This is a genomic window from Pseudomonas moorei, from assembly GCF_008801475.1.
In the GTDB taxonomy this organism is placed as follows: domain Bacteria; phylum Pseudomonadota; class Gammaproteobacteria; order Pseudomonadales; family Pseudomonadaceae; genus Aquipseudomonas; species Aquipseudomonas moorei.
Genome location: NZ_VZPP01000019.1, coordinates 29,877 through 54,152 on the forward strand (window position 1 = coordinate 29,877; position 24,276 = coordinate 54,152).

General features: G+C 60.3%; 23 protein-coding genes and 1 pseudogene. 11 read left to right on the forward strand and 13 right to left on the reverse strand.

Annotation, left to right across the window (positions count from 1 at the left end; genetic code table 11):
• The first annotated feature begins 127 nt into the window (after positions 1 to 127).
• Positions 128 to 952, forward strand: coding sequence for a tRNA 2-thiocytidine(32) synthetase TtcA (ttcA, locus tag F7R06_RS27660; RefSeq protein WP_090324525.1), 825 nt, complete (start codon positions 128 to 130; stop codon positions 950 to 952).
• A gap of 71 nt (positions 953 to 1,023) precedes the next feature.
• Complete coding sequence (locus F7R06_RS27665; RefSeq protein ID WP_090324523.1) at positions 1,024 to 1,698, forward strand: DNA-3-methyladenine glycosylase I; 675 nt, start codon at positions 1,024 to 1,026, stop codon at positions 1,696 to 1,698.
• A gap of 61 nt (positions 1,699 to 1,759) precedes the next feature.
• Here the strand turns inward: F7R06_RS27665 and F7R06_RS27670 are convergent, their stop codons facing one another.
• Genes F7R06_RS27670 through arsC form a run of 3 tightly spaced genes read right to left on the reverse strand, consistent with a single transcriptional unit; the run spans position 1,760 to position 3,133 of the window.
• Positions 1,760 to 2,185, reverse strand: coding sequence for a DUF2069 domain-containing protein (locus tag F7R06_RS27670; protein WP_090324521.1), 426 nt, complete (start codon positions 2,183 to 2,185; stop codon positions 1,760 to 1,762).
• A 1-nt stretch (position 2,186) separates the two neighbouring features.
• Positions 2,187 to 2,783 (reverse strand): NAD(P)H:quinone oxidoreductase, encoded by a 597-nt coding sequence (gene wrbA / locus F7R06_RS27675; RefSeq protein ID WP_090324520.1) that lies wholly within the window; start codon positions 2,781 to 2,783, stop codon positions 2,187 to 2,189.
• Entirely contained in the window at positions 2,780 to 3,133 is a 354-nt protein-coding gene (arsC, locus tag F7R06_RS27680; RefSeq protein ID WP_090324518.1) for an arsenate reductase (glutaredoxin), read from the reverse strand. The genes wrbA and arsC overlap by 4 nt, the downstream gene beginning before the upstream one ends.
• Before the next feature lie 114 nt (positions 3,134 to 3,247).
• Between arsC and F7R06_RS27685 the strand changes: the two genes are divergently transcribed.
• The gene (locus F7R06_RS27685; RefSeq protein WP_090324517.1) at positions 3,248 to 3,715 is read left to right on the forward strand and encodes a TlpA disulfide reductase family protein; all 468 of its coding nucleotides are present in this window, start codon (positions 3,248 to 3,250) and stop codon (positions 3,713 to 3,715) included.
• A 167-nt stretch (positions 3,716 to 3,882) separates the two neighbouring features.
• On the opposite strand, the gene F7R06_RS27690 is transcribed toward F7R06_RS27685, so the two are convergent.
• From F7R06_RS27690 to F7R06_RS27705, 4 genes are all read right to left on the reverse strand, one after another.
• Positions 3,883 to 4,287, reverse strand: a complete 405-nt coding sequence (locus F7R06_RS27690) for an META domain-containing protein (RefSeq protein ID WP_090324515.1) — start codon at positions 4,285 to 4,287, stop codon at positions 3,883 to 3,885.
• Positions 4,287 to 4,721 carry a hypothetical protein gene (locus F7R06_RS27695; RefSeq protein WP_090324513.1) on the reverse strand — a complete coding sequence of 145 codons (435 nt, stop codon included), beginning with the start codon at positions 4,719 to 4,721 and terminating at the stop codon, positions 4,287 to 4,289. Before F7R06_RS27695 ends, F7R06_RS27690 begins: the two co-directional genes overlap by 1 nt.
• Before the next feature lie 77 nt (positions 4,722 to 4,798).
• Positions 4,799 to 5,791: a 2-hydroxyacid dehydrogenase gene (locus F7R06_RS27700; RefSeq protein ID WP_090324512.1), complete on the reverse strand. Its 993-nt coding sequence runs from the start codon at positions 5,789 to 5,791 to the stop codon at positions 4,799 to 4,801.
• Between the two features lie 21 nt (positions 5,792 to 5,812).
• Positions 5,813 to 8,566, reverse strand: coding sequence for a response regulator (locus F7R06_RS27705; RefSeq protein ID WP_090324510.1), 2,754 nt, complete (start codon positions 8,564 to 8,566; stop codon positions 5,813 to 5,815).
• Between the two features lie 215 nt (positions 8,567 to 8,781).
• Here F7R06_RS27705 and F7R06_RS27710 point away from each other — a divergent pair, with 215 nt between their 5' ends.
• From F7R06_RS27710 to F7R06_RS27740, 7 genes are all read left to right on the forward strand, one after another.
• A complete protein-coding gene (locus F7R06_RS27710) occupies positions 8,782 to 9,501 on the forward strand; it encodes a response regulator transcription factor (protein WP_090324508.1) in 720 nt (239 codons plus the stop codon).
• Complete coding sequence (locus F7R06_RS27715; RefSeq protein ID WP_090324506.1) at positions 9,491 to 10,885, forward strand: sensor histidine kinase; 1,395 nt, start codon at positions 9,491 to 9,493, stop codon at positions 10,883 to 10,885. The genes F7R06_RS27710 and F7R06_RS27715 overlap by 11 nt, the downstream gene beginning before the upstream one ends.
• Before the next feature lie 87 nt (positions 10,886 to 10,972).
• Positions 10,973 to 11,875 (forward strand): cysteine synthase CysM, encoded by a 903-nt coding sequence (gene cysM / locus F7R06_RS27720; protein ID WP_090324505.1) that lies wholly within the window; start codon positions 10,973 to 10,975, stop codon positions 11,873 to 11,875.
• Positions 11,875 to 13,227, forward strand: coding sequence for a 23S rRNA (uracil(1939)-C(5))-methyltransferase RlmD (rlmD, locus tag F7R06_RS27725; RefSeq protein WP_090324503.1), 1,353 nt, complete (start codon positions 11,875 to 11,877; stop codon positions 13,225 to 13,227). Before cysM ends, rlmD begins: the two co-directional genes overlap by 1 nt.
• A gap of 123 nt (positions 13,228 to 13,350) precedes the next feature.
• Positions 13,351 to 15,594 (forward strand): GTP diphosphokinase, encoded by a 2,244-nt coding sequence (gene relA / locus F7R06_RS27730; RefSeq protein WP_090324501.1) that lies wholly within the window; start codon positions 13,351 to 13,353, stop codon positions 15,592 to 15,594.
• A gap of 138 nt (positions 15,595 to 15,732) precedes the next feature.
• Complete coding sequence (gene mazG, locus F7R06_RS27735) at positions 15,733 to 16,566, forward strand: nucleoside triphosphate pyrophosphohydrolase (RefSeq protein WP_090324500.1); 834 nt, start codon at positions 15,733 to 15,735, stop codon at positions 16,564 to 16,566.
• Positions 16,567 to 16,594: 28 nt separating this feature from the next.
• Positions 16,595 to 17,137, forward strand: a complete 543-nt coding sequence (locus F7R06_RS27740; RefSeq protein ID WP_090324498.1) for a DUF2058 domain-containing protein — start codon at positions 16,595 to 16,597, stop codon at positions 17,135 to 17,137.
• 70 nt (positions 17,138 to 17,207) lie between these two features.
• On the opposite strand, the gene F7R06_RS27745 is transcribed toward F7R06_RS27740, so the two are convergent.
• The 6 genes and pseudogenes from F7R06_RS27745 to F7R06_RS27770 all read right to left on the reverse strand — a co-directional run.
• Positions 17,208 to 17,396: a hypothetical protein gene (locus F7R06_RS27745; RefSeq protein WP_090324496.1), complete on the reverse strand. Its 189-nt coding sequence runs from the start codon at positions 17,394 to 17,396 to the stop codon at positions 17,208 to 17,210.
• 393 nt (positions 17,397 to 17,789) lie between these two features.
• Positions 17,790 to 19,010: a beta-ketoacyl-ACP synthase I gene (gene fabB, locus F7R06_RS27750; protein WP_090324493.1), complete on the reverse strand. Its 1,221-nt coding sequence runs from the start codon at positions 19,008 to 19,010 to the stop codon at positions 17,790 to 17,792.
• Positions 19,011 to 19,021: 11 nt separating this feature from the next.
• The gene (gene fabA / locus F7R06_RS27755) at positions 19,022 to 19,537 is read right to left on the reverse strand and encodes a 3-hydroxyacyl-[acyl-carrier-protein] dehydratase FabA (protein ID WP_090324492.1); all 516 of its coding nucleotides are present in this window, start codon (positions 19,535 to 19,537) and stop codon (positions 19,022 to 19,024) included.
• A gap of 247 nt (positions 19,538 to 19,784) precedes the next feature.
• Complete coding sequence (locus F7R06_RS27760; RefSeq protein WP_090324490.1) at positions 19,785 to 21,677, reverse strand: ATP-binding protein; 1,893 nt, start codon at positions 21,675 to 21,677, stop codon at positions 19,785 to 19,787.
• Positions 21,674 to 22,606 carry an ABC transporter substrate-binding protein gene (locus F7R06_RS27765; protein ID WP_090324488.1) on the reverse strand — a complete coding sequence of 311 codons (933 nt, stop codon included), beginning with the start codon at positions 22,604 to 22,606 and terminating at the stop codon, positions 21,674 to 21,676. Before F7R06_RS27765 ends, F7R06_RS27760 begins: the two co-directional genes overlap by 4 nt.
• A 1-nt stretch (position 22,607) precedes the next feature.
• Positions 22,608 to 22,889 (reverse strand): annotated as a pseudogene (locus F7R06_RS27770) (TonB-dependent receptor); the annotation flags it as partial.
• Positions 22,890 to 23,240: 351 nt separating this feature from the next.
• On the opposite strand from F7R06_RS27770, the gene F7R06_RS27775 reads away from it, so the two are divergent.
• Entirely contained in the window at positions 23,241 to 24,266 is a 1,026-nt protein-coding gene (locus F7R06_RS27775; protein WP_090324487.1) for an NAD(P)H-dependent glycerol-3-phosphate dehydrogenase, read from the forward strand.
• The last annotated feature ends 10 nt before the right edge of the window (positions 24,267 to 24,276 follow it).

A 24,276-nucleotide genomic window follows, 5' to 3' on the forward strand; every position in this document is an offset into this window, starting at 1 on the left:
TCTGTGCAGAACTGAATTTTTGAGGAGCAGGCAAGCTCCCTTGCCACAACGGCTCTGAGGGCCTTCGCCAGCGGGGCGTTTTTGCGTAAAATGCCGGCCTTTCGTCACACCTCACGGATTTCGCGTCATGGGCACTCTTACGGTCAACCAGAACAAACTGCAAAAGCGCCTTCGCCGTCAGGCCGGTGAGGCTGTTGCTGACTTCAACATGATTGAAGACGGCGACAAGGTCATGGTCTGCCTGTCTGGTGGCAAGGACAGCTACACCATGCTCGATGTGCTGATGCACTTGCAGAAGGTTGCGCCGATCAAGTTCGAGATCGTGGCCGTGAACATGGACCAGAAGCAGCCGGGCTTCCCTGAGCACGTACTGCCTGCCTATCTCAAAGAGCTGGGCATCGAGTACCACATCGTCGAGAAAGATACCTACTCGGTGGTCAAGGAGCTGATTCCGGAAGGCAAGACCACGTGCTCACTGTGTTCACGCCTGCGTCGCGGAACGCTTTACACCTTCGCCGATGAAATCGGCGCGACCAAAATGGCGCTCGGTCACCACCGTGACGACATTGTCGAGACGTTCTTCCTGAACATGTTTTTCAACGGCTCGCTCAAGGCCATGCCGCCAAAACTGCGCGCCGACGATGGCCGCAACGTGGTGATTCGCCCGCTGGCCTACTGCAACGAAAAAGACATTCAGGCCTATTCGGACCTCAAGCAATTCCCGATCATCCCGTGCAACCTTTGCGGTTCCCAGGAAAACCTGCAGCGTCAGGTGGTCAAGGAAATGCTGCAGGACTGGGAGCGCAAGACCCCTGGCCGTACCGAAAGCATTTTCCGCAGTCTGCAGAACGTGATCCCGTCGCAGCTGGCGGACCGCAACCTGTTCGACTTCACCAGCCTCAAGATCGACGAGTCCGCGGCTTCGCGCTTCGTCAACGTCGTCAACCTCTAACCACAATTACTGTGGGAGCGAGCCTGTGGCGCTCCCACTTTTGGTTTTCGTTTCAATCCTCAGGAGAGGGCATGCGCGACTACAAGTGGCTGAACGAATACTGCTTGAACCGTTTCGGTTCGGCGGCTGAACTGGAAGCCCATCTGCCCGTTCCCAAGACCCCGGCGCAATTGCGCAAAATCAGCGACGATCGCTATCTCTCGACCATGGCATTGCGCGTGTTTCGCGCCGGGCTCAAGCACAGCCTGGTCGATGCCAAGTGGCCGGCCTTTGAAGAGGTGTTCTTCAAGTTCGATCCGGAAAAAGTCGTGCTGATGAGCGCTGAACATCTGGAACGCCTGATGCAGGACGCACGGATCATCCGCCACTTGGGCAAACTCAAGAGCGTACCGCGCAATGCGCAATTCGTGCTGGATGTGGCCCATGAACAGGGCAGCTTCGGTGCGATGATCGCCGATTGGCCGGTGACCGATATCGTCGGGCTCTGGACCTTCCTGAAAAAGCGTGGCTCTCAATTGGGCGGTCTTTCGGCGCCGCGCTTCTTGCGCATGGTCGGCAAGGACACCTTTGTGCCGAGCTACGACGTGGTGGCGGCATTGAATGCGCAGAACATCATCGACAAGGTGCCCGGCAGCCTGCGGGATCTAGCGTTGGTGCAGGATGTATTCAATCAGTGGCATGAAGAAAGTGGCGGGCGGCCCATGAGTCAGATTTCGATGATGCTGGCTTACACCGTGAATCATTGAGACCGAATCGATTCCATCGCGGGCAAGTACGGCGATTCGACTTGCCTGCGATGGCGACGGATCAGGCGGCAGCGATTTCGCCTTCGCCCGCCAGCTTGCGGTTCAACTGAAACCGCCAGCGCACATACAGCAGTGCCGAGCAGAATACCGCCAGGCTCGCGCCCATCTCCAGAAGGCCGAAAATCTGCCGGTTCGGGTCATAGGCAGCCAATGCGCCTTTGATGAAATACAGGTTCACCACAAAACACATCCACGAATGCCCACGGGCGCTGCCGATAATCATGCCCGGTGCCAGTAACAGCAAAGGCACCAGTTCGATCAGCAGAATCACCCACGGTCGCGCGCCATGCAGATCGGCAACTATCAAGTAGTAGACGCAAAGCAGGCCTGCCAAGCCGAAAAAACACAGCAGGCTGATGACGCGCATGGCTCGAACCCGGGGTTCGAGCCATGCGATGGAAGGCAGGATCTTCGGCTTCTTGGCCACTTCAGCGCTCCAGTTTCAGGGCAGTCTTGGCCAGGCGTGAGCCCAGCGCGCGGCACAACGCCACTTCATGGGCATCCAGACCGCTTTTGCCATCGGCGCCTGCATGGTGGCTGGCACCGTACGGCGTGCCGCCACCCTGGGTTTCCAACAGCGCCGATTCGCTATACGGCAGACCGGTAATCAACATGCCGTGGTGCAGCAACGGCAGCATCATCGACAGCAGGGTGGTTTCCTGGCCGCCGTGCAGGCTCGCGGTGGAAGTGAAGACACCGGCCGGTTTGCCCACCAGCGCGCCCGTCAGCCATAGATTGCTGGTGCCGTCGAGAAAGTACTTGAGCGGTGCCGCCATATTGCCGAAGCGGGTGGGGCTGCCGAGCGCCAGGCCGGCGCAGTTCTTCAGGTCATCGAGGGTGGCGTAGAGCGCGCCTTCATCGGGAATCTCTGGCGAAACGGCTTCGCACTCGGTGGAAATCGCCGGCACCGTACGCAACCGGGCTTCAAGGCCGGCCTGTTCGACGCCGCGGGCAATTTGTCGGGCCATTTCATTGGTCGAGCCACTGCGGCTGTAGTACAGCACCAGAATATAGGGTGCAGTCACGGCAGCAGCTCCAGGATCTGCTCCGGCGGACGGCCGATGACGGCTTTGTCGCCGACTTCGAGAATCGGTCGCTCCATCAGTTTCGGGTGAGCGGCGATGGCGGCGATCAATTGCGCTTCGCTCAGGCTGCTGTCGGCCAGGTTGAGGGTCTTGTACTCGTCCTCGCCAGTGCGCAGCAGTTGCCGGGCACTGATCCCGAGTTTACCCAGCAGGCTCTGGATTTGCGCAGCGTCCAGTGGCGTTTCGAGGTAGCGCACCACGGTCGGCGTCAGGCCACGGGCTTCAAGCAGTTCGAGCGCACCGCGGGATTTCGAGCAGCGCGGGTTGTGATAAAGCGTCAGATCGGTCATGAGCGGGTCGCATCTTGCGTAAGGTGGCGGCTATTCTAACTGTGCAGCGCGCAATCCAGAACCTCGGGAGGCGATGGGTCGCAGGCGCATTCAATTTTTGACAAGGAACACGACATGACTAGGCGACTGGCAGCGGCATTGGCGATCATCGGAGCGTTGATGCTGGGGGGCTGCGGTAATGACTATGGCATTGACCAGAACGGTCAGAAAATCGCCTCCGATCGTCTGGACGGCAAGTGGCTGGTGCTTAATTACTGGGCGGAATGGTGCGGCCCGTGTCGTACCGAAATCCCGGAACTGAACCAATTGGCCGATCAGATCAAGGACAAGAAGATCGGAGTGTTCGGCGTCAACTTCGACAATGTGCAGGGCGAAGAGCTCAAAGGCGCCAGCGAAAAACTCGGGATCAAATTCACCGTGTTGGCGCAGGATCCTGCCGAATTGTTCGATTTACCGCGCAGCGAAGCGTTGCCGGTGACGTACATCATCGATAACAAAGGCAAGGTGCGCGAACAATTGATGGGCGAGCAGACGGCGGCGGGGGTGATGGCGAAGCTGGAGGCGTTGCAGGCTAAAAATTAAGGGTAAGGATCACGGCCTTCGTCAGCTCCCACAGGGTGTGCATCCGTCATGTGCAACGACGAACACTGTAGGAGCCGGCTTGCCGGCGATAGCGGTGGGACAGGCGACATCAATGTTGAACCGTCCATCACCTTCGCCGGCAAGCCGGCTCCTACAGGGGAAGGGGATCAACCCTCTTCAAGCCACCAGCGCAGTGGCTTGCCTTCGGCCGGCCAGAAACGCATCTGGTCGATCGGCGAGACGTCCCAACGCTGTACGTTTTCCAGCGCTTGCAGGAAACGTTTTTCCTGTTCCATCAACGCTGGAGCGCAGAGTTTTCGGGTACTGCCGACTTTGCCGAAGCTGAGTTTGTCGCCTTCGAGCGTATAAGGCGCGAACCAGTGGTTACAGCCGCCGTTACCGTAGGCCCGACCGTCTTCACCCAGGGTGATGGTCAGGTGGCTGTAGTCCATCAGCGGGCGTTCGCCGATCCACTCCAGGATGTAGCTGCGGTTCTGTTGCAATTGCACCGGTTCGGCGGCGCAGCCAACCAGGCTGGCACCGACCATCGCGGTCAGAGCGAGGCGTTTCATCACGCGGGCTCCTGGCATTTCGGGCACAGGTGTTTCTCACCAACCGACTTCCAGCCCAACTCGGCAATCCGCGCAGAGGCCGCTGGTTTTTCCGCTTTATTGCCCAGTTTGGCGTCGACCGCGAATTCGAAGCTCAGCTCTTTGGCGCAGCTGTCGCAATTCACTTGCCAGGTGTGGATCGCCAATTCGCCGAACACCGGACCACTGGCCACCGCGACCCATTGGCCCGGTGGGTTGATCAGGTGGCGAACCGTTTCGACGGTCAGGCGCATGGACAAGTCCTTGGCGCCTTTGAGGGTCACAATCAGCACGTCGTTGTTGCGAATCGAGCCGCCGTTGCCGGTGACTTGATAACGCCCCGGCACCAGGGCGCGGCATTCGGTGAGGGTGTGTTGCGGGTTCATCAGGCTGTAGCGGAAATCGTGTTCGACCATGGGTCCTCCAAATATGCGCGATATGCTAGCACGGGCATACGCGCAGCATGGCGCGGGCATATGACCTTCGATCAGGTTCAGTCGCCCTCGACCCTGTTTTCGGGGTTGCCGGCCATCCATGCCGAGATATTGCGCAAGGTGGTCGCGGCAATCGCGCCCAGGGCTTCGCGGGTCAGGAAGGCCTGGTGTGCGGTCACGATCACGTTGGGGAACGTCAGCAGTCGCGCCAGCACATCGTCCTGCAATGGCAAGTCGGAGCGATCTTCGAAGAACAGCTGTGCTTCCTCCTCATAGACATCCAGCCCCAGATAACCCAATTGACCCTCCTTCAAGGCGTCGATCAACGCTGGCGTGTCCACCAGGCCACCGCGTCCGGTGTTGATCAGCATCGCCCCCGGCTGCATGTGCGCCAGTGATTCGCGGTTGATCAAATGCTTGCTCTCTTTGTTGAGCGGGCAATGCAAGCTGATGATCTGCGACTCGGCCAGCAGTTGCGGCAAGCTCAGATAACGAGCGCCCAGTGCCTCGACTTCCGGGTTGGGGAAGGGGTCGTAGGCCAGCAGTTTGCAACCGAAACCGTTCATGATTCTGGCGAAGGTCGCGCCGATTTGTCCGGTGCCGACCACGCCGACAGTCTTGCCCACCAGGTCGAAGCCGGTCAGGCCGTGCAGGCTGAAATCGCCTTCGCGGGTGCGGTTGTAGGCGCGGTGCAAGCGACGGTTAAGCGCCAATATCAGGGCTACCGCATGTTCGGCCACCGCATGCGGCGAATAGGCCGGGACGCGCACAATCGCCAGCCCCAGGCGTTTCGCCGCCGCCAGGTCGACATGGTTGTAGCCGGCCGAGCGCAGGGCGATCAGGCGAGTGCCGCCAGCGGCAAGGCGTTCGAGCACCGGGGCGCCGAGGTCATCATTGATGAAGGCGCAGACCACCTCGTGGTGCTCCGCCAATGCTGCGGTATCGAGGCTCAGGCGTGCCGATTGAAAGTGCAGCTCGATATCGGCGGGCAGATCCGCGGCGAGAAAGCTGTCGCGGTCATAAGTCTGGCTGCTGAAAAGAATCGTGCGCATGCTGTCCTCCTGGAAAGTGCATCAGGCATTGATACGCGCCTGGGCGGCCAGGCGATTGATTGCCCGGTCGAGTTCTTCGAGAGCGCCGAAGGCTTTCGGGTCCTGTTGCTTGAGCAGGGTTTCGCTGCGCTGGCAGGCAGCGCGCAGTTGTGGAACGCCGCAATAGCGGGTGGCGCCGTGCAGGCGATGGACTCGTTCGATCAGGGCATTGTGGTCGTGGCTTTCCTGCGCCTGTCGGATCGCTTCACGGTCTGCTTCCAGCGACGCCAGCAACATCGCCAGCATGTCCGCCGCAAGATCGGCCTTGCCGGCGGCCAGGCGCAAACCTTCTTCGTGATCGAGCACCTGCAATTCAAAGGCACCGCCGTGGCTCTCGCCCGAACGCTCCGGACGCTGGTTGCGCAGCGCCAGGCCACTCCATTTCAGTACCACTTGCGCCAGCTGCCGCTCGCTGATTGGTTTGGTCAGGTAGTCATCCATGCCGCTTTGCAGCAAGGCGCGTTTTTCGTTGGCCATGGCATGGGCGGTGAGGGCGACGATGGGCAGCGGCGTGCAATGCCGTTCGCTTTCCCACTGGCGGATCGCTTCCGTGCTTTGACGTCCGTCCATGCCGGGCATCTGCACGTCCATCAGCACCAGATCGAACGTCTCGTTCTGCACCGCTTTGACGGCGGCATAACCACTTTCCACCGCGAGCACCTTGGCGCCCATGTCTTCGAGCAGGGTTTGCACCAACAGCAGATTGGCCGGATTGTCGTCGACGCACAGCACCTTCGGCGCACGGCTGGAAACCGGTTCGCCGGGTTCGTTACGCGATTGGCGCGGGTTGACCAGATCAGACAGCGCGCGACGCAGTTTACGGGTACAGGCCGGTTTGGCCTGCAGTTGGCTGTGGGGGTTGGGAACCGAGAGGTGGAACAGTGTCTGTTCCGTGGTCGGGCACAGCACCAGCACTTTGCAGCCCAGGTGTTCGAGGTCCCAGATGTACTGGTTGAGGCGTTCCGGCGGCATGTCGTTGCTGGTGACTCCCAGCACGGCCAGGTCGATCGCCTGTTCAGTCTGGTGGACGCCGGTTACGCCGTTGGTCAGGCTTTCCAGGTTGTTGAACGGTGTGACGTCGAGGCCGCAGTCTTCCAGTTGGTGCTGCAACGCCTGGCGGGCCAGTTCGTGGTTTTCCAGTACCGCCACCCGCCGTCCAAGCAACGGTGGGCCGGGCAGGTCCTCGGTATCGTCGCGGGTCTTGGGCAGGTTGAGGCTGATCCAGAATTCCGATCCCTCGCCCGGCGTACTGTCAACGCCGATCTCTCCCCCCATCTGTTCGATCAGGCGCTTGGAGATCACCAGCCTCAGCCCCGTGCCGCCAGGTTGTCGCGACAGCGAATTATCGGCCTGGCTGAAGGCCTGGAACAGCGCGCGCACGTCCTGGTTCGACAGGCCGATGCCGGTGTCCTGAATGCTGATGCGCAACTGCACGCTGTCTTCGTGTTCTTCTTCGAGCATGGCCCGGGCGACGATAGTGCCTTCGCGGGTGAACTTGATCGCGTTGCTCACAAGGTTGGTGAGGATCTGCTTGAGGCGCAGCGGGTCGCCCACCAGTGACAGTGGCGTGTCGCGGTAAACCAGGCTCACCAGCTCTAGCTGTTTGGCATGGGCGGCTGGGGCGAGGATGGTCAGGGTGTCCTGCAGCAAGTCGCGCAGATTGAACGGAATATGGTCGAGCACCAGTTTGCCGGCCTCGATTTTCGAGAAGTCGAGGATTTCGTTGATGATGCCCAGCAGGCTGTCGGCGGACTTTTCGATGGTGCCCAGGTAGTCGAGCTGGCGCGGGGTCAATTCGCTTTTTTGCAGCAGATGAGTGAAACCGAGGATGCCGTTGAGCGGCGTGCGGATTTCATGGCTCATGTTGGCGAGGAACTCGGATTTGATCCGGCTCGCCTCCAGCGCTTCCTTGCGCGCCAGATCGAGTTCGATGTTCTGGATTTCGATGGTTTCGAGGTTCTGGCGCACGTCTTCGGTGGCCTGATCGATGCTGTGCTGCAATTCTTCCTGGGCATTTTGCAGGGTGCCGGCCATGCGGTTGATCCCTGACGCCAGTTCATCCAGCTCCTGGCTGCCGAGGGGCGGCAGACGGGTTTCCAGATGTCCGTCCTTGAGCTGAGCCACGGCTTGCTTGATCTGACTCAGCGGCCGATTGATGGTGCGGCCCATACGCAATGCCAGCAGCGCCGCGCCGCTCAGGCCGGCTGCAATCATCAGCAGGCTGGCAAACAGGCTGCGGTAGCCGCGTAGCAGCATGCTGTTATGGGACAGTTCGAGTTCGACCCAGCCCAGGAGGCGGTCGGTTTCATCGGGAATCAGGTCGCCGGCCAGGTTGCGGTGTTTGCCGAAAACCGGCAACAGGTAGCGCGTGGCGTCACTGCCGCTGCGGCGCAGCATCTGCGTACCATCGCCCGACGGTGTCTGGGTGACCATGGTGGGGCCGGCGTGGGCCAGCGGCGTACGGTCCGGTGCGAGGAAGGTCACGGCACGCACATCCGGTTGCTCCAGGGACTGCGTGGCGATGCGCTCCAGCAGTTCGCTGTTCTTGTGTCCCATGGCCGGGGCCACCAGCGGTGCCAGTTGCTCGGCGATCATTTCGCCGCGCTGCATGAGTTGGGTTTGCAGGTCGGATTGCTGCATCCAGGTAAAATAGCCGCCCAGGACCAACGCCATCAGGCTGGTCGGCAATAGAGTCAGCAACAGCACGCGGCCTTTAATTCCCAGATTCTTGAGCACGCACTTCTCCTGCATCCCGCTATTTATAGAGCTGCACGTGCGTCCGGCACGCGCCACTTGCGCAGTGTAGCGATTTGCAGGCAGGCAATCTTCGTAAAATTGTTGTCGTCATTCATCGCTCATCCTGGCGTCTTTTCGTTCAGCTCAAGCCCTTGGGTTGCCGTGGACGGTGCAATCTTGAATAATTATCAACTGAGAATTATTTGCAGATACTCATGACGCCTATTGCAGTTGGCCATCCACGTATCCTCTCCATTGAAGACGACCTCGTCCTCGGTGCATATGTTCACGAACATCTGGGTCGCAGCGGCTTTCAGGTGACCTGGTGCCAGAACGGCCAGGAAGGTCTGAAGGTTGCCCGCGAGCAAGCCTTCGATGTGGTGCTGATGGATATTTTGCTGCCAGGCCTGGACGGGCTGTCGGTGTTGACGCAACTGCGCCGCAGTCATTCCACTCCGGTCGTGCTGATGTCGGCGCTTGGCGCCGAAGAGGATCGCATCAGCGGCTTTCGCCTCGGGGCCGATGACTACTTGCCCAAACCCTTCAGCATGGTGGAGTTGCGGGTGCGCATTGAAGCGATCCTGCGCCGGGTCGCGCTCGACCGTCGGCCGATGCCGACAGCGGTTACCCCCTCGATGGACAGCCTGCATTTCGACGATGAACGCTTCGACGTGTTTTATACCGGGCAGGCCGCGGGCCTGACCCGCAGCGAATATCGACTGCTGGAAACCCTGGACCGCCATGGCGATGACGTGTTGAGCAAGGCCTTCCTTTATCAGCATGTACTGCAACGAGGCTACGCCGCCCATGACCGTAGTCTGGACATGCACATCAGTCAGATTCGCCGCAAGCTCAAGGCCATCGGCTACACCGAGCGTGAACTGCGCACGGTCTGGGGCAAGGGCTACATCCTGAGTGCCACCGATGACCTGTAACTTTCCGGGACGGCATTCGCTGTTCTGGAAGCTGGCTTGCCTGTTGGTGGCGTTCTGTCTGCTGATGATCTGGTTGAGCTGGTCCTGGGGCCGCTACATGGAAGAGCAAAACCAGTATCTGTCGGATAAGGCTCGCAACACCTTGAGACGCTATGCCGCCGAAGCCGAGCAAGCGTGGCAACAGGGGCAGCAGGCGGGCGTCGATCGCTGGCTGAAAAATATGCGCCAGCAGGAATCCGGCTGGGTTGGCGTCATCGATGGAGATTTGCAGTCGCTCAGTAGCCACCCCCTGAGCGACGAGGAAGTCCAGCAGCTGACCTTTCTGCGCCGTATCGATTGGCCCATTCACCGCAAAGGCCTGCCATGGCTGCGTCTGCCGTTTCCCGGCGATCCGTACGCCGGCAGTCTGGTGATTGAATTGCCCCAGCGGTACATGCCCGGGCGCTACACAGTTTTCTGGCGGGTGATCACCAATGGGGTGATTCCTGGGCTGTTCACCCTGCTGCTGTGCGTGGGGCTTTACCGTTTACTGGTGGTGCCGCTCAATCACCTGCGTGAACAGGCCAATGCCTGGCGTGCCGACCAGTTGAATGTGCGGCTGTCGAGTCGCACCACCAATCGTGCGGATGAATTGGGTGAGTTGGGCAGGGCCTTCGATCACATGTCCGAACGCCTGCAAAGTACGGTGGCCTTGCAACAGCAATTGCTGCGCGACCTGTCCCACGAATTGCGCACGCCACTCAGTCGCCTGAGAGTTGCCAGTGAAAGCGAGCAGGGGCTGGAGCCATTGCGCGAACGCATTGGCCGTGAGGTCGATGGCATGCAGCGTCTGGTGGAAGACACGCTGCAACTGGCCTGGCTCGACACCGGGCGCACTCGACTGCCCGATGAAGCGATCCAGATTCAGGCGCTGTGGGAAATGCTCATGGAAAACGCCTGTTATGAAAGTGGCTGGCCCGAAGCGCAGCTGCGATGTTTAGTGGATGCGTCTTGCTGGGTACGCGGCCATCTCAACACCCTGGCCCAGGCCCTGGAAAACATACTGCGTAACGCCATTCGACATTCACCCGCAGGCGGCATTGTCCACCTCGGCGGTCGGCGTGATGGCCGCTACTGGCATTTATGGCTGGAAGATCAGGGCGGTGGCGTGGCGCAAGATGATCTGGAGCGGATTTTCCGGCCGTTCACTCGGCTCGATGGCTCGCGGCGGGGGAATGGCGGGTTTGGGTTGGGGTTGAGCATCGCGAGGAATGCAGTGCTGCGTCAGGGTGGGACAATCTGGGCGGAGAATACCGGGAAGGGGCTGCGGATGAATATGCGCTTGTTGGCCGATGACGCGGTCGAGAGCACCCACCTTCTGCAAATTCCGCCCTTATACCCATAAGCCATAAGCACCACACTTTGCGTGATATGGCCTGACCCGGTTTGCCGGTATGATAGGCGCCCCCGCAGTCTGGATTGCGAATACGCCATGACCTTGCAGTACCCAACCATCGCCGATTGCGTCGGCAACACTCCGCTGGTCCGTTTGCAGCGCTTGCCTGGCAACACCAGCAACACCCTTTTGCTCAAGCTCGAAGGGAACAACCCGGCGGGTTCGGTCAAGGACCGTCCGGCGCTGTCGATGATCACCCGCGCCGAACTGCGCGGGCAGATCCACGCCGGCGATACGCTGATCGAAGCGACCTCGGGTAATACCGGGATCGCCTTGGCCATGGCTGCCGCGATCAAGGGTTACAAGATGATCCTGATCATGCCGGACAACTCCAGTGCCGAACGCAAGGCCGCGATGACCGCCTACGGTGCCGAGCTGATTCTGGTCAGCCAGGAAGAAGGCATGGAAGGCGCCCGCGACCTTGCCCAGCGCATGGAGGCCGAAGGCCGTGGCAAGGTGCTGGATCAGTTCGCCAACGGCGACAATCCCGAGGCGCACTACACCACCACTGGCCCGGAAATCTGGCGCCAGACCCAGGGCACCATCACCCATTTCGTCAGCTCCATGGGCACCACCGGCACGATCATGGGCGTCTCGCGCTATTTGAAAGAGCAGAGCGAGAGCGTGCAGATCATCGGCTTGCAGCCAATGGAAGGTTCGGCGATCCCGGGCATCCGTCGCTGGCCGCAGGAATATCTGCCGAAGATCTACCAGGCCGATCGGGTGGACCGTATCGTCGACATGGCCCAAAGCGAAGCCGAAGACGTGACCCGACGCCTGGCCCGCGAAGAAGGCATTTTCTGCGGCGTATCCTCGGGCGGTGCCGTGGCGGCGATGCTGCGTCTGTCAAAAGAAGTTGAAAACGCGGTGATCGTGGCGATCATCTGCGACCGTGGCGACCGATACCTGTCGACCGGCATTTTCGACGCGCCCAACTGATGGCCAAGCACGAAAGAGGCCTGCGCTTCCAGCCCACCGGCGGCAGCAAGGCCCCGCAAGTCCCGACCGGCAAAAAGCAGCGCCTGACCATCGAGCGCCTGGCCAATGACGGTCGCGGCATCGCGTTTTTCGAAGGCCGCACCTGGTTCGTCATCGGCGCGTTGGCCGGTGAAGAAATCGAGGCGCGCGTGCTCGGTGCCCACGGCAAAGTGGTCGAGGCGCGCACCGAACGGGTGTTCAAGGCCAGCGAACTGCGCCGCCCGATGCCGTGCGCCCATGCCGGCCGCTGCGGTGGTTGCAGCGTGCAGCATCTGCCGCACAACGAACAACTTGCCCTGAAACAGCGCATGCTCGCCGAGCAATTATCGAAGGTCGCTGGCGTCGAACCCGAAGAATGGGCGGCTCCTTTGAGCGGTCCTGAATTCGCTTATCGTCGCCGAGCCCGAGTGGCTGTGCGCTGGGACATGAAGGCGAAAAAGCTCGAAGTGGGTTTCCGCGCCGCCGGCAGCCAGGACATCGTCGCCATTGATCAATGCCCGGTGCTGGTACAACCCTTGCAACCCATCATGGCCGGTTTGCCGGAAATGCTGCGGCGCTTGAGCAAGCCTCAGGCACTCGGTCATGTGGAGTTGTTCAGCGGTTCATCGCTGGCCGTGTTGCTGCGGCACATGGCGCCGTTGTCCGAAAGTGACATGACTATCCTCAAGGATTTCTGCGCGTTGCATGAAGCCCAGTTGTGGCTGCACGGTGACGGCGAGCCGCAACCGGTCGAGGCCGATCAGTCGTTGGGCTATCGCCTGGAACCGTGGAATCTGGAGCTGGCGTATCGGCCCGGGGATTTCATTCAGGTCAATGCCGGGGTCAACGAAGCGATGGTTGCCCAGGCGCTGGCATGGTTGAAGCCAACTGCGGATGAACGCGTTCTCGACCTGTTCTGTGGCCTGGGCAACTTTGCCTTGCCGCTGGCGCAGACTGTACGTGAGGTGGTGGCAGTGGAAGGGGTGCAGGTGATGGTCGAGCGGGCAGCCGCGAACGCCGTTAGCAATAATCTGCATAACGCAAAGTTTTTTCAGGCCGATTTATCCCAGCCTTTGACCGACGCCGAATGGGCCGCCGAAGGCTTTTGTGCGGTACTCTTGGACCCACCCCGTGACGGTGCTTTCGAGGTAGTGCGCAAGCTTAAATCTCTGGGCGCCGAACGGTTGGTGTATGTATCGTGCAACCCGGCAACTTTGGCGCGCGACACGGTCGAATTGATCAAGCAGGGCTACCGGTTAAAACGTGCCGGGATTCTCGATATGTTTCCTCAAACGGCACATGTCGAGGCCATGGCGTTATTTGAAGCGAGCTAGGAAGGCTCGTCTGGTCCGACTGGCCCGCCCGTGCAGCCGCGCACCAGCCCGACGTGGGCTCATGGGCATCGAAGGTCAGCGATTTTGACGCATTGAATCTGCGTCGTAGGGAAGGTAAGCAAGATGGTACAGGTGAGAGCACACCAGCCGATCAACACCGACGGCAGTATCAATCTCGAGGCTTGGCTCGATCACGCGGTCAGTGTCGATCTGGCACTGGATCGCGAAGCCTTGAAAGAAGCCTGCGAGTACGCTCGTGAGGCCGAACAACAAGCCAATGCGGCGAAGAACCTGTGGTCGGAAGGAAACTCGAGTTTCCGCACCGGCCTTGAGATCGCCGAGATTCTCGCCGACCTCAAGCTCGATCAGGATTCGCTGGTCGCCGCGGTCTTGTACCGTGGCGTGCGCGAAGGCCAGATTCAACTGCCCGCGGTCAGCCAGCGCTTCGGTCCGGTGGTGGCCAAACTCATCGACGGCGTGCAACGCATGGCGGCGATCAGCGACAGTCTGAGTCCGCGTAAATCCATGGTGATGGGCACTCAGGGCCAGGTCGAAAACCTGCGCAAAATGCTCGTGGCCATGGTCGACGATGTTCGCGTCGCGCTGATCAAACTGGCCGAGCGCACTTGCGCGATCCGTGCGGTGAAAACCGCTGACGACGAGAAGCGCAACCGCGTGGCCCGCGAAGTCTTCGACATCTATGCGCCGCTCGCCCATCGCCTGGGTATCGGTCACATCAAGTGGGAGCTGGAGGACTTGTCCTTCCGTTACCTTGAGCCTGACCAGTACAAACAGATTGCCAAGCTGCTCCACGAGCGGCGCCTGGATCGCGAGCGATTCATCAGCGACGTGATGAGCCAGCTGAAAAACGAATTGCAGGCGACCGGCGTCGAGGCCGACATCAGTGGCCGGGCCAAACACATCTATTCGATCTGGCGCAAAATGCAGCGCAAGGGTCTGGAATTCAGCCAGATCTACGACGTGCGCGCCGTGCGTGTGCTGGTCCCGGAAATGCGCGACTGCTACACCGCGCTGGGTATCGTCCACACCTTGTGGCGGCACATCCCGAAAGAGTTCGATGACTACATCGCCAACCCCAAGGAGAACGGTTACCGCTCGTTGCACACGGCGGTGATCGGCCCGGAAGGCAAGGTGCTGGAAGTGCAGATACGCACCCACGCGATGCACGAAGAAGCCGAGCTGGGTGTTTGCGCGCACTGGCGTTACAAAGGCACCGACGTCAAGTCCGGCTCCAACCACTACGAAGAGAAAATTTCCTGGCTGCGTCAGGTGCTCGAGTGGCATGAGGAACTGGGTGACATTGGCGGTCTGGCGGAGCAATTGCGGGTCGATATCGAACCCGATCGGGTCTACATCTTCACCCCTGACGGTCACGCCATCGACTTGCCGAAGGGCGCGACGCCGCTGGACTTTGCCTACCGCGTGCACACCGAGATCGGTCATAACTGCCGTGGCGCCAAGATCAACGGGCGCATCGTGCCGCTCAACTACAGCCTGCAAACCGGTGAACAAGTCGAGATCATCACCAGCAAGCACGGCACTCCGAGCCGGGACTGGCTGAACCCGAACCTGGGTTACGTCACCACGTCGCGAGCACGGGCGAAGATCGTCCACTGGTTCAAATTGCAGGCGCGCGACCAGAACGTCGCTGCCGGCAAGACCCTGCTGGAGCGTGAACTCAACCGCCTTGGCTTGCCGCAGGTGGACTTCGACAAGTTGGCCGAAAAGGCCAACATGAAGACCGCCGAGGACATGTTCGCCGCGCTCGGCGCCGGCGATCTGCGCCTGGCGCAACTGGTCAACCTGGCGCAGCAACTGGTCGAGCCGGAGCGCGGCAACGAGCAGCTGGAACTGATTCCGCGCAAGGCCACCGGTTACAAGCCAGGCAAGCGCGGCGATATCCAGATCCAGGGCGTCGGCAACCTGATGACCCAGATGGCGGGCTGCTGCCAGCCATTGCCGGGCGATGCGATCGTCGGTTACATCACCCAGGGCCGTGGCGTGAGCATTCACCGCCAGGACTGCGCCTCGGTGCTGCAACTGGCCGGGCGCGAGCCGGAGCGGATCATCCAGGTCAGCTGGGGGCCGGTGCCGGTGCTCACTTACCCGGTGGACATCGTCATTCGCGCCTACGACCGTTCCGGTCTGCTGCGTGACGTATCGCAGGTGTTGCTCAACGAGCGGATCAACGTGCTGGCGGTCAACACACGCTCGAACAAAGAGGACAACACCGCGCTGATGTCCCTGACCATCGAGATTCCGGGCCTGGATGCGCTGGGGCGGTTGCTGGGGCGGATTTCCCAGTTGCCGAACATCATCGAAACCCGGCGTAACCGTACGCCATAAAACGGGAGCGCTTTTCTGTAGGAGCGAGCCTGCTCGCGATGGACGTTAACGATGACGCGTGCTGTCTGGATGAAGGCGCCGCTCTCTGATCCATCGCGAGCAGGCTCGCTCCAACAGGGAGCGGACAGAGATTGAACGATGTATTCACTCGAAGACCTGCTGCACCTCATGAACCGCCTGCGCGACCCGCAGTACGGTTGCCCGTGGGACATCAAGCAAACCTACGCCACCATCGTCCCGCATACGCTGGAAGAAGCCTACGAAGTCGCCGACGCCATCGAGCGTGGTGACTTCGATCACTTGCAGGGTGAGTTGGGCGATCTGCTGTTCCAGGTGGTTTACTACAGCCAGCTGGCCCGGGAAGAAGGGCGTTTCGAATTCGCCGGTGTGGTCGACAGCATTACCCGCAAACTGATTCGCCGGCATCCACACGTGTTCCCCACCGGCGATCTGTACGCGCCACTGGATGTCCCGCGTTTGAGCGAAGAGCAGGTCAAGCAACGCTGGGAAGAGATCAAGGCCGAAGAACGGGCCGAGAAGTCGTCCGCGCCCCAGCAACTGTCCTTGCTTGATGATGTTCCCGCCGCACTGCCGGCGTTGTCCCGTTCAGCCAAATTGCAGAAGCGTGCCGGGCAGGCTGGTTTCGATTGGCCGGATGCCTTGCCGGTGCTGGACAAGGTCCGTGAAGAGCTTGATGAAATACTCGAGGCGATGGCCGACAACGACCCGGGCGCGATTGCCGACGAGGTCGGCGACCTGCTGTTTTCCGTGGTCAATCTGGCGCGCCACCTCAAGGTTGATCCGGAAACCGCGCTGCGTGGGGCCAACAGCAAGTTCGAACGACGTTTCCGATTTATCGAACAGGCATTGCGCGACACCCATCGTCCCATGGAAGATTGCACCCTCGAAGAGTTGGACGCCCTGTGGGGCGAAGCCAAACGTCAGGAAAAGAATTTGCCCAGCTGCGGTTGAGCAGTTGCCTAAGTGAGTAATAAGCACCATGAGCATTTCCCTCCGCGACCAGTTGCTCAAAGCAGGGCTGGTCAACCAGAAGCAGGCCAAGCAGGTCAGCAAAGAGAAACAGAAGCAGCAGCGTCTGGCCCACAAAGGCCAGATCGAACTCGATGACTCCCAGCAGCGTGCGGCTCAGGAAGCCATGGCCGAGAAGGTCAAGCGCGATCAGGAACTCAACCGTCAGCAGCAGGAGAAGGCCGAGGCAAAAGCTCGTGCCGCGCAGGTCAAGCAACTGATCGAAGTCACGCGCCTGCCGAAATTGACGACCGAGGACTACTACAACTTCGTCGACGACAAGAAGGTCAAGCGTATCTCGGTCAACACCCTGATGCGCAATAAGCTCAGCAACGGTTCGCTGGCCATCGTGCACCACGGTGGTGGCTATGAAGTGATCCCGCGTGAAGCGGCCCTGAAGATCCAGGAGCGCGATCCGCAACGTATCGTGCAACTGAATGTGCAGACCGAAGAAGTCGCGGCCGAGGACGATCCGTACGCGGCCTATCAGATCCCTGACGATCTGATGTGGTAAGTCGTTAACGACTGCAACAACGACAAACCCCGCTCATGGCGGGGTTTGTCGTTTTCAATGCTGTCATGGCTTATGCGGACTGCTGCTCTCGTTGCCGTTCCAGCAGTTCCAGTTCGGCCCTGTAGTTGTGGGCGTCGATTTCGTTATGGAACATCCCGACCAGCAAGCCCTGTTGATGCACATCCCAGATGCGGATACCGGCGGCTACGCCTTCGTGGGATTTATGTGAATCGTCGCGTTCAGTTACTTTTACAGTCATCTGCTAGCTCCAATCTTGTTTATCTGCAGCAAGGCGTGTGCAGGGTTCTGTTATATGTTTTGTTAGCTTGCTAAGTAAACTCTTCGATTTGGAAACAGACTTTTGCAAAATCGGGCAAAGTCTCGCAGGCCTTGCAGGCCGCGACATTCAGTCGCAGGTCGTTAAGTTTCATGACAAAAGCTTCATGTTCGCATTGAGGATAACCCTCGGCTCGATACTGGCCGGAACCCCTGTGGGAGAGAGTTTGCTCGCGATGAGGACGCATCACTGATACACCGCCATCTTCGGAGCTCGCCCGGAGCAATCTCGCCCACGGGGCTTTGCGTTTTCCAGGCAAAAAAAAACGCCCCGAACCAGTCGGGGCGTTTTCGTGTGCAGCGAAACGGCGGGGTATTACTTACCCTGCCAGCGCTTCAGTACCAGCGTGGCGTTGGTGCCACCGAAACCGAAGCTGTTGCTCATCACGGTGTTGAAGGCGACATCTTCACGAGTCTTGGTCAGGATTGGCAGGTCGGCCACTTCCGGGTCCAGTTCGTCGATGTTGGCGGAGCCCGCCATGAAGTTGCCTTCCATCATCAGCATGCAGTAGATCGCTTCGTGAACGCCGGCGGCGCCCAGGGAGTGACCCGACAGGCTCTTGGTGGAGCTGATGGCTGGAGCCTTGTCACCGAAGACAGCGCGCACACCTTTCATTTCCGCAACGTCGCCAACCGGAGTCGAGGTGCCGTGGGTGTTCAGGTAGTCGATCGGAGCATCAACGGTGGACATCGCCATCTGCATGCAGCGGATGGCGCCTTCGCCGCTCGGGGCGACCATGTCGTAGCCGTCGGACGTCGCGCCATAGCCAACGATTTCCGCGTAGATTTTCGCGCCGCGGGCCAGAGCGTGTTCCAGCTCTTCAACCACGACCATGCCGCCACCGCCAGCAATGACGAAGCCGTCACGGTCGGCGTCATAAGCGCGGGAGGCTTGTTCCGGGGTGTCGTTGCGCTTGCTGGACAGTGCGCCCATGGCGTCGAACAGGAACGACTGGCTCCAATGCTCTTCTTCACCGCCGCCGGCGAATACGATGTCCTGCTTGCCCATCTGGATCTGTTCCATAGCGGTACCGATGCAGTGAGCACTGGTGGCGCAGGCAGAGGCGATGGAGTAGTTCAGGCCCTTGATCTTGAATGGCGTGGCCAGGCAAGCAGAAACGGTGCTGCTCATGGTCCGCGTTACACGGTATGGGCCGACGCGCTTGACGCCTTTCTCGCGCAGGATGTCCAGCGCTTCCATCTGGTTCAGCGTGGAGGCACCGCCGGAACCGGCGATCAGGCCGGTACGCGGGTTGGACACTTGCTCTTCGGTCAGGCCGGAGTCAGCGATGGCATCTTTCATGGCCAGGTAGGCGTAAGCCGCCGCGTGGCCGACGAAGCGATAGATCTTGCGATCGATCAGTTCTTCGAGGGGAAGGTCGATGGAGCCGGAAACCTGGCTACGCAGACCCATTTCAGCATATTCCGGGTTGAACCGGATGCCAGGGCGGCTTGCACGCAGGTTAGCGGAGACGGTCTCTTTGTCATTGCCCAGGCACGAAACAATGCCCAGACCAGTGATAACGACGCGGCGCATGCGGATAACCCTTAGAAGTTGTCAGTGGAGGTGAAAACGCCGACCCGGAGGCCTTCGGCGGTGTAGATCTCGCGACCGTCGACAGTGACCGAACCATCGGCGATGGCCAGGTTCAGCTTGCCCTTGAGCACGCGTTTGATCTGGATGTTGTAGGTGACTTTCTTGGCGGTCGGCAGAACCTGGCCGAAGAATTTGACTTCGCCCGAACCCAGGGCGCGGCCGCGGCCCGGCAGGCCTTGCCAGCCGAGGAAGAAACCGACCAGTTGCCACATGGCGTCGAGGCCCAGGCAGCCCGGCATCACCGGATCGCCTTCGAAATGGCAGGCGAAGAACCACAGGTCCGGGGTGATATCCAGCTCGGCGACCAATTCACCTTTGCCGTACTTGCCACCCTCTTCGTTGATCAGGGTGATGCGATCAACCATCAGCATGTTGGGGGCGGGCAGTTGCGCGTTACCTGGGCCGAACAGCTCACCGCGACTGCAGCGCAGCAGGTCTTCCCGGGTAAAGGCGTTTTGTTTGGTCATGCGAGCTCCTCAATAGTCCCATGCGGCAGGTGGGGCAAATCTTCCCGGCCGATCGAAGCGTTCATGCCTCGAACCGGCAGCCTACTCATAGACTATTGCGTTGTGGTGAAAGTCACAGCACCAAGGACATGAATGTACACTTGTGCACTGAAATTTTTATTCAAGCCCCTTTTCGGGCCTGTTCGGGTGCCTAAGACTGCCGCACTTTCGACTTTCACGCCAGTCACAGATGGTCGAAAGGCCTGTACTACTGCACCCAGCGTTGCAGAATTTGCTGAAGATCAACCCGTTTGAAGGGCTTGGCCAGGTAATCGTTCATCCCCGCCGACAAGCAGGCTTCACGGTCGCCCTGCAAGGCATTGGCGGTCAGGGCGATGATCGGCAGGTCGGTGCAGCCGGGCAGTTGGCGGATCTGGCGAGTGGCCTCGTAGCCGTCGATGATCGGCAATCGGCAGTCCATGAGGATCGCTTCGAAAATCAGGCTCTCGGCACTGCGCACGGCCTGCGCACCATCGGCCGCGACACTGACCGTAAAGCCCAGGCTGCGCAACATGGCTTCGATAACCGTCTGGTTGACCGGATTGTCCTCGACCAGCAACACATTGCGGCCCTCACCGTCACCCTTGCCGCTGGGCGCGCGGAGTGAACGTGCCGGCAATGGCTGTTGGTAGAGCGCCAGAGGAATTTCCAGAGTGAATACCGAGCCCCGGCCTTCCTCGCTTTGGGCACGCAAGGTGCCGCCCATGCGTTCGGCCAGGGTGCGGGCGATCGGCAGGCCCAGTCCGGTGCCTCCGTAACGCCTTGAAATGGAACTGTCAGCCTGCTGGAACGCGTTGAACATCAATTCCAGGCTTTGCGCCGAAATGCCAATTCCGCTGTCACGTACGGTGCAGGTAAACCACAACAATTCGTGATCGAGGGATTGCCACTGCGATTCGATGGTGACGCGACCCTGCTCGGTGAACTTCAGCGCATTGCCGACCAGATTGACCAGAATCTGCCGGATGCGCGTTGGGTCGCCCTGAACCTGAAGCCCGCGCATGTCGTCGGGGATCTGCAACTGCAGATCAAGCCCGCGCTGCACGGCGCTGTGCTGGAATGACTGCGCGCAGGCGCTGATCAGGTCCGCCAGGTTGAACGGAATATGTTCCAGCTCCAGTTCCGAACGTTCGATGCGCGAGAAATCCAGAATGTCGTTGATGACTTTCAGCAGGTGTTCGGTGGACTCGGATGCCAGTGCGGCGTATTCGACCTGTTCCTCGGTCATGTCGGTGGTTTCCAGCAACTGCAGCATGCCCAGCACACCGTTCATGGGCGTGCGCAGTTCGTGACTCATCATGGCGAGGAAATCTGACTTGGCGTTGTTGGCCTTTTCCGCTTCTTCGCGGGTCTGGATCAATTGCGCCATTGCCTGCTGCTGTTCACGGCTGGCCTGTTCGAGGCCGCTGGCGAGGTTGTTGATGTGTTGCGACAGGGCGCCCAGCTCGGTGTCGTCGACGATGGGCAGGGGGGTCTTATAGTCGCCGTTCTGGATCGCCTTGACCGCGTCGCCGATGTCCCGGATCGGTTGCGAGAGGCTTCCCGCCAGGCGCCGGGCGACCAGAAAGGTGAACAACAGCGCGAACAGCGCCAGAATACCGGCCTTGAGCAGGATTTCCTGCTGGCGCTGACTGAACGCGTCACTGGACAGTCCGACGATCACCCGACCCAGATAGTCTTCGGCAGGAGCCGTGGCCGCGCTGTTGCCACTCTGGAAAAAATCATTGTGCAGTGGTACCCGTTGCAGCCGCACCGGGGCCTGGAACACTTCGACCTGGCGTGGGCGGGCCGACGGTTGCTCGACGTGCACCAGAATCCGGTTGGCGCTGTCCTGGATTTCCAGAAAATGTACATTGGGCGTTGCCAATGTGGCCTTCAGCAGGCTGTCCAGCACTTCATTGTTGCCGGATATCACCCCGTACTCGGTCGCCGGCGCCAGTTGGTTGGCGATCAACTGACCTGTGTGGTTGAGCTCCTGGCGCAGGTCCTGGAGCCGTACGAATGTGAAGAAGCTGATCAACAGCAGTGTCAGCAGCAGGGCAGGACCGAGGCTGATGAGCTGGGTCCGGGTGTTGATGTCCCAACGACGACGGAAGGTCATGGGCGGCGTTCTCCTTCTGCCAACAATGCTGCGACAGCTGCTTCATTTATCTGTTCGATACCCAGCGAGCGCGCCACTTGCGCGTTGCTCGAGACTTTGAAGCGCCGCGCGTAGTGCGTGCGTGGCCAACTGGCGGGTGGCTGGTCGAGCAAGTCGCCGAGCATCGCCAGCCAATCGCTTTGATCACTGTAGGTGCTGGCCAGGCTCCCGGCCTTGACGAAGCCGGCATTGGGGCCGATCAGCGCCATTTGTCGGGCATAGCTGCTGAGCAGCAGATTTTTCGCGGTTTTCGGGTTGTACAGATCGGGATCGTCTAAGCCCAGCAGCACGTCGCTGTTTTTCAGCAGGTTCTGTAACGGACGGTTGTCGAGTGTGTTATCCCAGCGCTCGGTGACCACTTCAAGACCCAATGGCAGAGCGGCCTGGCGCAGTTCCTTGAGCAAAAACTCGCTGTGGTTGTCGAACAGCACGCCAACCCGTTTGACCTGAGGTAAAAGGATTTGGATCAGGCGCAATTGACGGCCCAGGGGCGGATCGCTCCACAGCAGGCTGAGGTGCGCCGGCAGGGCGTCGCCCAGGTGTTGCCGCGCCTGCAGGCGGCTGATGCGCAGCACCAGTGTCGCCGGACCATGGCTATCTTGCAGGCGCCAGTCGAGGCTCGGCAGGTCGAGCAGAATCAATCGGATATTGCCAGGCAGCTTGCCTGGTGCCGGCAGGTCGGCCAGCGGCTGAAAACGCACGTTGTCGCCAGGTCGCAATTCGCGCAAGGCCTGGGTGAAGGACTGCACGCCGGGGTTGTCTTCGATACCGGTGAGCAGAATGTCCGCGGCGTGGACCGCCAGGCTGCTCAGCCAGCCACTGACCACCAGGCACAACATGACCAGTAGATGGCCAACGGTTGGCGTCCTGGGCAACCGATAATGCTGCATCTTAAAACGCCAGTTCCGCGCTGAAATACATCACCCGGCGCTCGTCGTAGTGGTTGTCGACGAAGCTGGTGGGCTGATAGACGAGTCGTTGCTCAAGCACGCCGGCCAATTCCAGGTTGGCCTTGCCCAGGCGGATGTGTTTGGCGATGCAAGTATCGACTCGTTCAAAGCGGTAGTCGTTGAGGGCTTCGTCACTATAGTAGAGGCGTGCACTGTTCCATTCGTGGTCCGAATCGGCGGAGCCGCTGTGACGCGCAGTCTGCTGCGCATCCAGGGAGGGGCTCCCCGGCATGGCGGCCGGTAATTGTTTCAGGCGAATGGCCGTGAGCACTGGCGGGAGCGTTTCGCTGTCGAGGAACAAGTCGTCAGCCTGCAATGGCGAGCTGAGAGCCAGCGCCATGACCAACGACGAGCGAGGTGAGGAAGAACCCAGTGGCACGACGCTTCCTTGTTAGCGAGTGATGGCGCGCATGTTAAACGAGCTGTAAGACTTTTCCAGTCACGATGTCAGCATTTTCCGCGGCTTTGTTGGACTTCTTTGCACTTGCGCCGCTAATTGACGCGGGGGCTGGCCGCCACTGGGCCGCTCCGTATAATGCCGACATCGCCACTGGTATGGATTAACGGATTGCATATGACTGAACAGCGCCCGATTGCGGTCCTGGGAGGCGGAAGTTTTGGTACCGCCGTGGCTAATCTGCTGGCTGAAAACGGTCATCAGGTCTTGCAGTGGATGCGTGACCCCGAGCAGGCCGAGGCCATCCGGGTCAATCGTGAGAACCCGCGTTACCTCAAAGGCATCAAGATTCTGCCCGGTGTGACACCGGTCACGGATCTGAAAGCCACCCTGGAGGCCTGCGACCTGTGTTTCGTCGCACTGCCATCCAGCGCGTTGCGCTCGGTGCTGGCCCCGCATGCCGAGCGTTTGCGCGGCAAGTTTCTGGTCAGCCTGACCAAAGGCATCGAAGCCCACACCTTCAAACTGATGAGCGAGATCCTTGAGGAAATCGCTCCGCAAGCACGCATCGGCGTGTTGTCCGGGCCGAACCTGGCCCGAGAAGTGGCCGAGCACGCACTGACTGCCACAGTGGTCGCCAGTGAAGACGAAGAGCTTTGTCAGCGGGTTCAGGCCGCGTTGCACGGTCGTACCTTTCGCGTCTACGCCAGCGCCGACCGTTTCGGTGTGGAGCTGGGCGGGGCGTTGAAAAACGTCTACGCGATCATCGCCGGCATGGCAGTGGCGCTGGGCATGGGGGAAAACACCAAGAGCATGCTGATCACCCGGGCATTGGCGGAAATGACCCGCTTCGCGGTGAATCAGGGCGCCAACCCGATGACCTTCCTGGGTCTGGCGGGCGTGGGGGATTTGATCGTCACCTGCTCGTCGCCGAAAAGCCGCAACTATCAGGTCGGTTTCGCCCTCGGCCAGGGTTTGAGCCTGGACGAGGCGGTCAATCGCCTGGGCGAAGTCGCTGAAGGCGTCAATACCCTGAAAGTGCTCAAGGCCAAGGCTCAGGAGGTCGGTGTGTATATGCCGCTGGTCGCCGGGCTGCATGCGATCCTGTTCGAAGGGCGCACGCTGGAGCAGGTGATTGAGCTGCTGATGCGCGCGGAGCCGAAGACGGACGTCGATTTCATTTCCACCAGCGGCTTCAACTGAGCCCTCTATG